The sequence below is a fragment of the Afifella marina DSM 2698 genome (genome assembly GCF_900102695.1).
Taxonomy (GTDB): domain Bacteria; phylum Pseudomonadota; class Alphaproteobacteria; order Rhizobiales; family Afifellaceae; genus Afifella; species Afifella marina.
The window spans coordinates 873,692-885,722 of the sequence record NZ_FMVW01000001.1 but is presented as its reverse complement, the minus strand read 5'-3'; the positions used below and the strand labels follow the sequence as shown (position 1 = coordinate 885,722).

Here is a 12,031-nt window from a genome sequence, read left to right as displayed (position 1 = left end):
CGGCTGCCGGGCCGAAAGAGCTGTGCTAGTAAGCCGGCGGCATGACACAAAAGAGCACCGATCCGGCCGATTATCAGGTCTCCCCGCAAGCCATCGTCGGGATGCCGAAAGACTATCCGGCGGGTCTGCACATCGCCTCTCACAGCCACGCGCGCGCCCAGCTCATCTATGCGAGCGCAGGGACCATGGAGGTCGCGACCGCCGACGGGCTGTGGCTGGTGCCGCCGCAGCGGGCGGTGTGGATGCCGGCCGGCATCGTCCATGAGATGCGCGCCCGCGGTGCCGTCTCGCTGCGCACGCTCTTTATCGCGCGCGACGCCTGCCCGCCCCGCTTCCCGCAGGAGCCGCAGACGGTGCGCGTCTCCCCCCTCCTGCGCGAGCTTATCCTGCGTGTGGTGGCGATGCCTCTCGCCGAGACGCCGAGCGAGCCCGACCGACGGGTTCTCGATCTGGTGCTCTACGAAATCGCCTGGGTGGATGACGGGCTTCCCCATCTGCCGATGCCGCGGGACAGGCGACTTGCTGCAATCTGCCGCGCACTTGTCGATCGGCCAGGCGACACGCGCAGCCTTCAGGAATGGGCGGCAGAGGTCGGCGCCTCCTCCAGAACGCTTGCCCGCCTGTTCAAGCGCGAATTCGGCAGCAGCTTCCTCATATGGCGCAGGCAGGTGCGCGCGCTCTCCGCCATCCCGCGTCTGGCGGCGGGTGAAGCCGTCGGCGTCGTCGCCGCCGATCTCGGCTATGAGACCCCCGGCGCCTTCGCGGCGATGTTCCGGGACATCATGGGCGAAAAGCCGAGCCGCTATTTCGACGATGGCACATCACCGGCAATCGGATCGCATCCGGCGCTGTCCGATCCAGCGCTGTCCGATCCGGCGTAGAATCTGGCAAAACTCGCGACGCGCGACATAGCGTCGAAGCATAGATTCCGCTCTTTTCGGAGAGGATCATGTCCGCCATTTTCCCTTTGAGACGACAGCGCCGGCTTCGTCATTCCGCGCCCCTGCGCTCTCTCGTTCAAGAAACGCACATCTCGGCCAACGACCTCATTTATCCCCTCCTCGTCGAAGAAGGGATTTCCGAGCCGGTGGCGATTCCGACGATGCCAGGCATCCACCGCGTGCCGGAAAAATCGCTGGCGCGGGAGATCAACGCGATTGCCGAAGACGGCGTCAAGGCCGTCATCCTCTTCGGCATCTCGCACCACAAGGACGCCGAGGGCAGCGACACCTGGAACCCCGACGGTCTGATGGCGCGGATGGTGGCCTCTGCCAAGCGCGAAGTGCCGGAGCTTGTGGTCATCACCGACAATTGCTTCTGCGAATACACAGACCACGGCCATTGCGGCGTCTATGGCCCCAACGGCGTCGACAACGATGCGACGCTTGAAAATCTCGCCCGCCAGGCGCTCGTCGCCGTGGAGGCGGGCGCCGATATGGTCGCTCCCTCCGCCATGATGGACGGACAGATCGCCGCCATCAGGCGCGGGCTCGACGAAGGCGGCCACCCAGAGGCGCCGATCCTCGCCTATTCCTCGAAATTCGCCTCTGCCTTCTACGGTCCCTTCCGGGCCGCGGCGGGATGCGATCTCGTCGGCGACCGCCGGGCCTACCAGATGGACCCCGCCAATGGGCGCGAGGCGCTCTTGGAATCCCTCATCGACGAGGCGGAGGCCGCAGACATGCTCATGGTCAAGCCGGGTCTGCCCTATCTCGACGTTTTGACGCGCCTGCGCGAGCGTACCCTCCTGCCCCTCGTCTGCTACCAGGTCGGCGGCGAATACGCGATGATCCGCTTCGCGGCCGATGCCGACGCCCTCAATGAGGCTGCGAGCGTGCATGAGAGCCTGCTGGCGATGAAGCGCGCGGGAGCCGACCTCATCATCAGCTATTACGCCCGCCAGGCTTTGCGGGAAGGATGGGTCAGCGCTTCATAGGCGACGCATGCGTTCCGGCAGACGGGTAGCGGCAGACGGGCAGCGGCAGAGACCGCTTCCTTCACGGAGCCAGGCCGGCCCAGGCCAGCCGGCCGCTATGAGCCCGCAGCCGTCAGTGCGGCTTCGACATTTCATCCAGAAAGCGGACGATGCCAGGCACAAGCTCTTCGTGAAGCGGAAGAGTGCGATCCGTGTATGTGGCAAACGGATCCCCCTTCACGGAGGCCTTCAGCATATGCGTGCCGCCGGCAAGGTCCATGCGCTGCGCCTGCGGCATGGCACGTTCGAGCAGATCGGCATCGCGCGGGCGAACCTGCATGTCGTCGTCGCCCTGAACGATCAGCACGGGGCCTTGCCAGTTTGCGGCGACAGTCACGGGATCATAGGAAAACAGGTCGATCATGTAGCGCTGCACGCCTGCGGAAAAGAGCGGTTGCAGAACGGGCGGCAAAGAAGCCGGATCGCGGCTTCGGCCGGCCTTGAGATCGGTCACGATCGCCCTGATCTCGGGCATCAGAGGGCCATTGGCCGGGTTGGCCGCAAATTGCTCGATCATCAAGTCTCCGATCGGTCGTCCCGAGCTCGCCAGGAGAATGAGGCCGCAAAGGTTTTTGGGCGCCTCCTGTGCCGCCACGAGGGCCACCAGCCCGCCTTCGGAGTGCCCCGCGATCCACACGCAAGGAGCCAGGCTGGACGCATAATCCACCCAGTTGCGGGCATCGTCGGCATAAGCCTCGATGGTGACGTCGTTCGGATCGGCAATGGCCTCGGCACTGCCGTAAAAACCCCTCTTGTCGATGCGCAGCGATGCGATCCCACGCTCGGCCAGCCCTTCGGCCAGCAACTTGTAGGCATCCGTTGAAACGCCCATCCGCGGGGAATTCCCGTCCCTGTCCGTGGGCCCAGATCCCGGAATGATGACGACGGCGTCCGTCGCCGCGTCGACGGCGGTCCGTTCCGCTTCGAGCGGCCCCTGCGGCCCGGGGATATGAACGGGTTCGGCCATCGCCATCGCGGGAAAAAGCAGGGAAAAAATAGAGAAAAGGCGCATGGTACTCGTAAGTAGCTCGCGGATGCCTGTCAGCGCTTCGCACTTACGCGGCAATGACCGACTCGGGCCGAAAAAGGACCGGCGGCTTTCAGGGCGGTATGGCGGAAAGCCGCCATATCGCACCCGACCGGTTCCCTGTCGTTTCTGCCCGTGACGGGTCATTTCCAAGCGGACGTGTGTGAAGGTCCTGCGCGGCGGCTGATTCGTCACTGTGCTACCGCATGTCGATGACCACCTTGCCGAAGGGACCGCGAGCGAGATGCGCGAAAGCGGCGGGCAATTCGGCGAGCGGATATCGTGCGTCCACCACCGGGCGGATGCCGGCGCGGTCCACCGCCCGCACGAGGCGCTCCAGCGCGCTGCGACTGCCTGTTCCAATGCCGTGAATGGTGACGTTCTTCAGCATCAGGGGCATTGCGGCGGAGCTGAATTCGAAGCCATCAAGAGCGCCGATTTGACAGACATGGCCGCCCACGGCGGCAAGCTCGACCGATTGGCCGAGATGCGCCCCGCCGATCACCTCCAGGACGATATCGGCGCCGCGATCGCTGGTGATCCGGTAGACCTCATCCATCCAGTCTTCCGCACCGGCATTCACGAAGTGATCCGCGCCCAGAGCGCGCACCCGCGCTTCATTGTTGGGCTGGCCGCAGACGATGACCTCCGCGCCGCTTGCCTTGGCGATCTGCAGACCAAACAGTGCGACACCTCCGGTGCTGGGGATCAGCACAGTGTCGCCTGCGCGCACCCTTACACTTTCCGCGAGCGCCGACCACGCCGTCAGCCCGGCTACCGGCAGCGTCGCCGCTTGCCATGGTTCGAGGCTTTTGGGTGCCTTCGCAAACCAGACTTCCGGCATTGCGACATATTCGGCGAGCACGCCCGGATAATATCCACCAAGCGTCTGGTAGGCGGGAGTGCGGGCCGTGCCGGGACGAAGGCCGTCGATCCAGTCCGGCGTCGGTGTCGAGACGACCCGGTCCCCGACAGCGAACCGACAGGCTCCCTCGCCGAGAGCTGCGACTTCGCCGGCGAGATCCGATCCCGGCGTGAAGGGGAAGCGGAGCGGCAGGCCGCGCCCGGTTTCGACCACCATCTTGTCGCGGTAGTTCAATGCGACGGCTTCCGTCCGCACGAGTATCTCGCCAATGCCGGGCGTCGGCATCGGACGTTCGTGCAGTTGCAGTCGATCAAGCCCGACCGCATCGATTTCCCAGCGCTGCATTTCCGTCATGCTCATATCCTCGTTGGTCGGAGCCGGAGGCCGCCCGATCGATCGGCGATCGGTGCGCTCCGGTGTTGAGGGGAATGTGCATCCTGGCATCGTGCAGAAAAATAGTGTTAATCCGGCATCATTTGTTGCGCGGGAATGCACAATGACGCCAAGCGAGTTTGCCGAGCTGCGTGCCTTCGCACTGGTGGCGGAAGAGCGGAATTTTCGCCGCGCCGCCAAGCGGCTCGGGCTATCGCCCTCCGCCCTCAGCCGCGCCGTTCGCTCGCTGGAGGAAAGACTGGGCGTCCGGCTCCTCAACCGTACGACACGCAGTGTCGCGCCGACGGAGGCGGGCCAGGGCCTCTACGCCCGCATCGAACCCACCCTTGCTGAGATGGACGCCGCCCTTCGCGAGACAGGCGCCTACCAATCGCAACCCAAGGGCGTCGTGCGGATCAATCTGCCGAGCATCGCGGCCAAGCTGGTGGTGATGCCGCGCCTCGGTGCTTTCGCTGCGGCCTTTCCGGGGGTCGAGCTCGACCTCGTGATCGACAACGAGATCACCGATATCGTGGCAAGAGGCTTCGACGCCGGCGTGCGCATCGGCGGCGAAGTGAACCGGGACATGATCGCGGTGCGCCTGACGCCGGACATCCTGACGACCGTGGTCGGCTCGCCGGACTACTTTGCTGCGCACCCACCGCCAAAGACGCCACGGGACCTTTCCCGCCACCGCTGCCTCAGCTATCGATTTGCGGGAAGCGGCGCCCTTCTACCGTGGCGCTTCGAGGGGGCCGGCAGGGCCTCGGAAACGATCGCGGTCGAGAACGCCTTCACCACCAACGATACCGATCTCCTGCTCGCAGGAGCCCTGCAGGGAATGGGCCTCGCCTTCCTGCCCGAAGACTTCGTCGCGCCGCATCTCAAACGCGGCGAACTGCTGCGGGTCCTGGCCGATTACGGCGAGGAGCTGCCAGGCTTTTATCTTTATTATTCAAATCGAACTCGGATGCCGGCTGTGTTGCGAGTCTTCATCGACTTCATCAAACTCGGGACGGATCCGGGGTGGGGCGTAACCGGACGAGACTGACAATTATTGCAATCGTTGACCTCGTTGCCATTCACCCGGCGTCATGCTTGTCGCCGACTTAAAGGCGCGCGTGAAGTGGCTTTGCGAGGAGAAGCCACAGGAAAGGGCAATGTTCGCGAGCGGCAACTCTTTCAAGCGCAGGAGAAGTTTCGCACGCTCGATCCGGCGGGCGCCGATGTAGCGATGAGGTGGCAGCCCGAAGCTGACCCGGAACATCTTGGCGAAGTGGAACGTGCTGAGCCGCGCTTCCTCGGCCATTCGATCGAGAGTCAATGTTTCGCCGAGATGCGCTTCGATCAGATCGCCGATCCGTGCCCGTGTCGCGGGAGACAGGCCGCCACCGACCGCCCCGTCCCGGTCCACGTATTGGCGCAACAGGCGATGGACCAGGACGTGGCAGGCAGCGTCGAGCGCCGAGTGCTCGCCTGGCTCCGTCCAGTCGAGCGGCAGTACCGCGCCACGCACTATTGCCGCCATCGCCGGATCGTCGCTGAAGGTCGTATCGCGAAGGTCGATCCGGCGAGGGTCGACATCGAAGGCCGTGAGCGCACGGTAGGCCAGCGCCTCGTGTTCGAGGTAGAGATGGAACATGCGCACCGGGCCGCCGATGTGCCAGCGGCTCTCGTGCCCCGCAGGCAGGAGACAGAGCTTGTCCGGCGCGCCGCCGGACAGACGGAGGTCCTCCCTCACTACACGTTCCCCGCCCGTCAGATAGACGCTGAGCGTGTGATGTCCAGGGCGGTCATAATGTGTCTCGCTGCCGCGATTACTCCATTCGGCGAGCGAGATGCCGCGCCCGACCGTGCCCGCTCGCTCAAGCCGCGCCCCGGTGCGGGCAAGGGCGTCGGCGACACTGGGTGAGGGTTGTTCCATTGGTGACCGTCTGGGTGATGACGCTCATTAATGACGGGCTCTGGAAGCAGACGCAACACCACGCCAAGAAAAGCCCAAGATCGTGCAACGGCGCCGCCGGATCGTGGAAGCGCAGATCGGCCTCTCGGTGTCTCTTAGAACTCCAAGACGACACCTGCAGGATCGGACCGTGACCGCCTTTCTCTATGCCCTGACCGTCCTCATCTGGGGGACCACCTGGATCGCGATCGCAAACCAGCTCGGACCCGTTCCGGTCGAGGCCTCGATCGCCTATCGCTTCGCGCTGGCTGGATCGGTGCTGTTCGTGGTGCTCGCTGTCACGCGCCGTCTCCAGCTGATCCCTGTGCGCCAGCAGCCTTTCGTCCTTCTTCAGGGCGCGCTTCTTTTCTCATGTAATTTCCTGTGCTTCTACACAGCGACGAGATTCATGCCGAGCGGACTTGTTTCAGTAGTATTTTCGGCGGCTACGATCTTCAACATGGCCAACGTGTTCCTTCTTTATCGCCGCCGCCCAGAAGGTCGCGTCCTCGGCGGCGCGATGCTCGGCGTCGCGGGCATTGCCTGCCTGTTCTCGGAAACGGTGACAGGGGCCAAGTTCAGCGCGGATACAGCCTATGGCCTCGCTCTAGCGCTTCTTGGGACATGGCTCTTTTCGGCGGGCAATCTCGTTTCGGCCCGCAACCAGGGCAACGGGTTGGAGGTCGCTTCGGTGAACGCCTGGGCAATGCTCTACGGTGCCGCGATCGTGTCCCTGGTCGCCTTCGTGCAAGGCGTTCCTTTCGAGTTCGATCCCTCGCCGGTCTATGTCGGATCGCTCGTCTATCTCGCGATCCCTGGCTCGGTGATCGGCTTCACGGCCTATCTCATGGTCGTCCATCGCCTCGGCCCCGAGCGGGCCGCCTATATGACCGTCCTCTTCCCCGTGGTAGCCCTGACGATCTCCGTCTTTGCCGAAGATTACCGCGTGACGCCGCTGGCGGGCGCTGGGCTTGTGTTGATCCTGATCGGCAATCTCCTCGTCTTCGCGATTTGGCCTCGACGCGATAAATCCGTGGTCCCCCCTGCGAAGGTCTAGAAAGAACCGACAATAACGCCCGCTTACGAGACAAAAAATCGAGATCTAATCGTCTCGTTTGGGCGCATAGCCGACCTACGCCGTCGGTCGATCGACTCCAGAGGTCAGGCGAGAGCAGTCATCGACCGGCGCCGGCGTACAACCTCATGCCCTGCGGATAGCCTCATGCGCGGCGCCGACGGCGTCAGCCCCAAAAACTCACCCCCGCCCGTTCAGCAGCATTTGTCTTCCAGCTCGGAGAGGAGCGACAGCGCCTCCTCGTCGCCCTCCTCCTCGAAGAAGGCGGAGAGCGCGTTCACCTGGCTGCCGACGAAATAGAGGTTGTCGCGGCCCATTTTGTGGTTCTCGGCGAGTTTTTGCTCGAAATAGCCGACCCATTGCGAGCTGCTGGTGCGCATCGCGTCCGACAGCATCGCCATCATGGCGTCCGCCTTGGCATCGCAATCGAGCCCCAGAAAACTCACGTAACGGTCGCCGCGATCGGCGGCTTGACTGGCCATCGTCTGCTGATCCTCTCCCCTGGCCTTCCGAAAAAGGCCGTTCCCCCGAGTCAGAGCGCCGTATCATAGGGCAGGCGCGGGCGCCGCGCTGTCAGCCGGGCGACAGCGCGCTCAATTCTTCAAGCCGCGGCCGATCGAGGATCAGGAGGTGATCGCGCCCGTCACGGATGACGATGCCGTCGCGGATGAGCTTGTTGACGAGCGTCGACAGCGTCTGGCGCGAGGTGCCGAGAGCGCTCGCCAGCGCTTCCGTATGATCGATGAGGCGGATGCGGGCGCTTGCCTGCCTGGCGCTTTCCAGAAGCAGAAAACGGGCAAGCCGCGATTCGACCGGCCGGAAGGCGAGATCCTCGATCAGGTCGAGAGCCCCCGCGAGCACCTGGCCGATATCGCGCAGAGCCTCCACACCGAGCTCCGGATGGCGGGAGACAAGTGCCAGCATCTCGCGAACCGGCCAGCTCACGATCTCGCAATCCTCAAGCGCCTCCACCCAGGCGCGCGTATGCGTCACATAGATGCCGCCGGGACGCAGATAGGAGAGCGTCAGCGCCTTCGTCGCGCCGTTGAGGCAGATGCGCGCCAGACCCGTCTTGAGCACGAAGAGCTGGTCCGTCCCCGCGTCGGGATACGAAATCGTGGTGCCTGCGCCATAACGGCGCCGGTGACCGTTTTCGAGCCGGTCGAGCCAATGCGCGGACAATGGTTGATCGGTCACGCACACCCCCTCATGCCGGTCTTTCCTCATGCCGGTCGTCGCGCCAGGCTCGGGCGACCCAAGACCTTCCGTTCGCTCCCAACGGGAGAGCAACGGCGGATTTGGCAAGATATCACACCACCTCAACAAGCCCCGCAATGTCGGCCATTCGCCACACCCGACAAGGGCTCGGCCTTGCCCTCCTCCTTGCACCCGCCTCGCGCCTCGGCTAGCCCGACGCCATGGCCCTCATCGTCTTCGATCTCGACGGCACTCTCGTCGACACCGCCCCCGACCTTCTTGCCACGCTCGACCATGTGCTGGGCGGGCGCGGCCTGCCACCAGCCCCGCGCGAACGCATCATGCCCTGCATCTCGCGCGGTGCGCGGGCCATGATCGAGGAGGGTTTGAAGCTCTCGGGGCGCAAGGTCGATGCGCAAGAGCTCGACCGATTGCTGGAGGTCTTCCTCGCCCATTACGAAGAAAATATCTGCGTCGACAGCCGGCCCTTTCCAGGACTTGTGAGCGCGCTCGACGCGCTCGATGCCGTCGGCTGGAGCTTTGCCGTGTGCACCAACAAGCGCGTCGGCATGTCGAAGCTGCTTCTCGATCAGCTCGGGCTGCTCGGCCGCTTTCAGGCGGTGCTCGGCGCCGATTCGGTCAGCAAGCGCAAACCCCATCCGGCCCACCTCCTTGAGACGATCGAAGCCGCGGGCGGCAAACCGGATGCGGCCTTGATGGTCGGCGATTCGGCGGCCGACATCGCGGCGGCGCGAGCGGCCTTCGTTCCGGTCATCGGCGTGCCCTTCGGCTACACCACGAAACCGATGGCTGAGCTTCGTCCCGACGTGATCATCGACAGCTATGCGCAACTCACACCCGAGCTCGCCGCAAGGCTTCTTGAAACGGGCAGTGGATCGGCAGCCGTGGAATGAGCACGCCGGCTTGACCGCGGCGCGGCTCCGTGCCAAATCGCTGCTTCGAGTCGGGCGCGTAGCTCAGCGGGAGAGCACTGCCTTCACACGGCAGGGGTCACAGGTTCAATCCCTGTCGCGCCCACCATTTTTCCGGCTCATTCGCTATCTTTCAGGTGCTCTCTTCAGGGCGCTGTCTTCAGGCCTTTGCGCGCGATCTCGCAGAGAGACGATGAATAGCAAGTGATGCGACGTCTCAGCAAAGAACGGACGTCCCTGCTCTAGACCTCCGACACGTGTCGCCTAATTTCGGCGCGCATGTGGTCATGGGTCCAGCAATATTCCGGCGCTTTGTCGGCCCTGACGAGCCTGCTCATGCTGCTCGTCTGGTTCGTCTACCTGCAGCTTTTGCTCGTCGCCTACAGGCGCCGCTGGCGCTCGACCGTGCTGATCAACCGCGGTGGCAGTCTCGGCACGGAAGCCCGCTGCCTGATCAGCAATATGAGCTCAGAAGCGATCTACCTGACGAGCCTCATCGCTTTCGTCACCACCGACGATGGGACCTACCGGCAGGAGCTGACGGACCTCCGCGACCTCGGCGACGGCCTCGACTCCGATCCTCGCTCGCGCATGAAGCAAGGGCCGCTGAAACCAGGCGAATATCTCGACATCGGCACGTTCCACGACCTGATTTTGACGATCGGCGACAACGAGGGGTTGGGATCGGACGAGAAATGGGTCGCCTCGGTCCGGTCTCTCGAGCTGACGGCTGTGATCGTCTATGGCGCCGACGATCTTCTCGCAGGGGCCCGCCGGACCTTCGAGATCAGGCACACGGACGACGACATCCAAATCTGCCCGACGACCAGCGGATCGCAGCAAATCCGCTCGCGCCGCGAGCGACGCAAGATCGAGCAACTGCTGCAGGATTCCCTCTAAACCTGGAAGACCGCCTAATCGGAGAAGACCGCTTAGTCGTAGAAGACCACCGTCTTTCGCCCGGAAATGATGACGCGGTCGTCAAGCACATAGTGCAGCGCCCGTGCGAGTACCCGACGTTCGATGTCGCGGCCCTTGGCGATGAGATCGGCCGGGGTGTGGCGGTGCGAGATGCGCTCCACGTCCTGCTCGATGATCGGCCCCTCGTCGAGGTCGGGCGTAACGAAATGCGCCGTTGCCCCGATCAGCTTCACGCCCCGCTCATGCGCCTGATGATACGGTTTGGCGCCCTTGAAGCCCGGCAGAAACGAATGATGGATGTTGATGCAGCGCCCCGCGAGCTTGCTCGACAGCTCGTCTGAAAGCACCTGCATGTAGCGGGCGAGAACGACGAACTCCGTCTCCGTCTCTTCGATCCGATTCCAGAGTTTCGCCTCCTGCTCGGGCTTCGTCGCGGCCGTCACCGGCAGATGATGAAACGGCACCTCGTCGAGCTCCGGCAGCTGCAAGGCCTCGCGCGGATGGTTGGAGACGATGGCGGTGATCTCCATCGGCAATTCCCCGATCCGCCAGCGATAGAGAAGGTCGGCCAGGCAATGGTCGAATTTGGAGACCAGAAGCATGACTTTCGGCTTCTCGCTGCGGTCGCGCAGCGTCATCTCCATTTCGAAGCGTTCGCCGATCTCCGCGAGCTTTTCGCGAAACTCTTCGATGTCGGCCCCCTCCAGCACCGGGTTGAAGAGAACCCGCATGAAGAAGTGGCCGGTTTCGGCGTCATCGAATTGCTGCGCCTCCAGAATGTTGTAACCGCTGGAGACGAGCGACGTTGCGACGGCTGCGACGATGCCCGGACGATTGGGGCAGGAGAAGGTGAGGATGAAATCGGCCATGACCTGTCCGTTGGCTCAGCTGAGGTTGCTTTAGCAATCAATTGCGGCAGCGCAAGACGCGCTGCTGGCGGCGCGGTGGGAAGGCTTGCCGACGATGCCCGGGGTCGGGCGTGGCAGGCGAGCCACATACGTTCGCAAAAGCGTCAAGGCGCCGCACCGCGGGCCGCCCGGTGCTTGCCTTTTGAGAGCGATTCGACACAGAGGTTAAAGTGACACATCAACTCGCCAGCCTTTCCGGGGACGGTAATGAGAAAGTTTGGATTACTTGCGACTGCGGTCGCTGTGGCGCTTGTTAGCGCCGTTTCTTTTGCTGCCAACGCCTCGGCGCAGCCGACGGCAAGATTTTTTGATCCCGTTTCCAAGCAATGGCTGAGCTTCGGCCCGGGTGCGCGCCACCATGGCAAATCCCCGGTGCAGCGTGAGGTCGTCGATTACACCGGTCCTTACGGCCCGAATACGATCATCGTGGATACGGGCGAACGCCGCCTCTACTACGTCATGGATAACGGCAAGGCGCTGAAATACGGCGTCGGCGTCGGCCGCGAGGGCTTCCAGTGGGCCGGCACGCACCGCGTCACGCGCAAGGCGGAATGGCCGGGCTGGACGCCGCCGCCGGCCATGCGCAAGCGTCAGCCGGGCCTGCCCGCGCATATGGAGGGCGGCCCCAACAATCCGCTCGGCGCCCGCGCTCTCTACATCGGCAACACCTACTACCGCATCCACGGCTCGAACGAGCCCTGGACGATCGGCACCGCGGTCTCTTCGGGCTGCATTCGCATGACCAATGACGACGTCACCGACCTCTACGAACGGGTCAATGTCGGCACGAAGGTGGTCGTGCGCCGCTAACGCGCTT

The 12,031-nt window shown here is 63.9% G+C and carries 13 protein-coding genes and 1 tRNA gene; 8 read left to right on the top strand and 6 right to left on the bottom strand.

The window, feature by feature from the left end:
- The first annotated feature begins 41 nt into the window (after positions 1 to 41).
- Both BLP76_RS04140 and hemB read left to right on the top strand, forming a co-directional pair.
- The gene (locus BLP76_RS04140; protein ID WP_092809773.1) at positions 42 to 881 is read left to right on the top strand and encodes an AraC family transcriptional regulator; all 840 of its coding nucleotides are present in this window, start codon (positions 42 to 44) and stop codon (positions 879 to 881) included.
- A 68-nt stretch (positions 882 to 949) separates the two neighbouring features.
- Complete coding sequence (hemB, locus tag BLP76_RS04135) at positions 950 to 1,936, top strand: porphobilinogen synthase (protein ID WP_092809771.1); 987 nt, start codon at positions 950 to 952, stop codon at positions 1,934 to 1,936.
- 112 nt (positions 1,937 to 2,048) lie between these two features.
- Here hemB and BLP76_RS04130 read toward each other — a convergent pair whose 3' ends face one another.
- Together BLP76_RS04130 and BLP76_RS04125 are read right to left on the bottom strand one after the other, a co-directional pair.
- Positions 2,049 to 2,987 (bottom strand): alpha/beta hydrolase, encoded by a 939-nt coding sequence (locus BLP76_RS04130; protein WP_092809769.1) that lies wholly within the window; start codon positions 2,985 to 2,987, stop codon positions 2,049 to 2,051.
- Positions 2,988 to 3,201: 214 nt separating this feature from the next.
- Positions 3,202 to 4,221 (bottom strand): zinc-dependent alcohol dehydrogenase family protein, encoded by a 1,020-nt coding sequence (locus BLP76_RS04125; protein ID WP_092810152.1) that lies wholly within the window; start codon positions 4,219 to 4,221, stop codon positions 3,202 to 3,204.
- A 142-nt stretch (positions 4,222 to 4,363) separates the two neighbouring features.
- On the opposite strand from BLP76_RS04125, the gene BLP76_RS04120 reads away from it, so the two are divergent.
- Complete coding sequence (locus BLP76_RS04120) at positions 4,364 to 5,290, top strand: LysR family transcriptional regulator (protein ID WP_092809767.1); 927 nt, start codon at positions 4,364 to 4,366, stop codon at positions 5,288 to 5,290.
- Between the two features lie 3 nt (positions 5,291 to 5,293).
- Here the strand turns inward: BLP76_RS04120 and BLP76_RS04115 are convergent, their stop codons facing one another.
- Positions 5,294 to 6,163: a helix-turn-helix domain-containing protein gene (locus BLP76_RS04115; protein ID WP_092809765.1), complete on the bottom strand. Its 870-nt coding sequence runs from the start codon at positions 6,161 to 6,163 to the stop codon at positions 5,294 to 5,296.
- 169 nt (positions 6,164 to 6,332) lie between these two features.
- Between BLP76_RS04115 and BLP76_RS04110 the strand changes: the two genes are divergently transcribed.
- Positions 6,333 to 7,238 carry a DMT family transporter gene (locus BLP76_RS04110; RefSeq protein ID WP_092809763.1) on the top strand — a complete coding sequence of 302 codons (906 nt, stop codon included), beginning with the start codon at positions 6,333 to 6,335 and terminating at the stop codon, positions 7,236 to 7,238.
- A gap of 212 nt (positions 7,239 to 7,450) precedes the next feature.
- On the opposite strand, the gene cowN is transcribed toward BLP76_RS04110, so the two are convergent.
- Both cowN and BLP76_RS04100 read right to left on the bottom strand, forming a co-directional pair.
- Entirely contained in the window at positions 7,451 to 7,738 is a 288-nt protein-coding gene (cowN, locus tag BLP76_RS04105; protein ID WP_092809761.1) for a N(2)-fixation sustaining protein CowN, read from the bottom strand.
- 91 nt (positions 7,739 to 7,829) lie between these two features.
- Complete coding sequence (locus BLP76_RS04100; protein ID WP_200170540.1) at positions 7,830 to 8,453, bottom strand: Crp/Fnr family transcriptional regulator; 624 nt, start codon at positions 8,451 to 8,453, stop codon at positions 7,830 to 7,832.
- Between the two features lie 221 nt (positions 8,454 to 8,674).
- Here BLP76_RS04100 and gph point away from each other — a divergent pair, with 221 nt between their 5' ends.
- The 3 genes from gph to BLP76_RS04085 all read left to right on the top strand — a co-directional run bounded on the left by gph (position 8,675) and on the right by BLP76_RS04085 (position 10,285).
- Positions 8,675 to 9,367, top strand: a complete 693-nt coding sequence (gene gph / locus BLP76_RS04095) for a phosphoglycolate phosphatase (RefSeq protein ID WP_092809757.1) — start codon at positions 8,675 to 8,677, stop codon at positions 9,365 to 9,367.
- Between the two features lie 52 nt (positions 9,368 to 9,419).
- A tRNA-Val gene (locus BLP76_RS04090) sits at positions 9,420 to 9,494 on the top strand.
- A gap of 170 nt (positions 9,495 to 9,664) precedes the next feature.
- On the top strand, positions 9,665 to 10,285 hold the full coding sequence (locus tag BLP76_RS04085; protein WP_092809755.1) for a hypothetical protein: 621 nt from the start codon (positions 9,665 to 9,667) through the stop codon (positions 10,283 to 10,285).
- 32 nt (positions 10,286 to 10,317) lie between these two features.
- Here BLP76_RS04085 and purU read toward each other — a convergent pair whose 3' ends face one another.
- Entirely contained in the window at positions 10,318 to 11,175 is an 858-nt protein-coding gene (gene purU, locus BLP76_RS04080) for a formyltetrahydrofolate deformylase (RefSeq protein WP_092809753.1), read from the bottom strand.
- 246 nt (positions 11,176 to 11,421) lie between these two features.
- On the opposite strand from purU, the gene BLP76_RS04075 reads away from it, so the two are divergent.
- Positions 11,422 to 12,024, top strand: a complete 603-nt coding sequence (locus BLP76_RS04075) for a L,D-transpeptidase (RefSeq protein ID WP_092809751.1) — start codon at positions 11,422 to 11,424, stop codon at positions 12,022 to 12,024.
- The last annotated feature ends 7 nt before the right edge of the window (positions 12,025 to 12,031 follow it).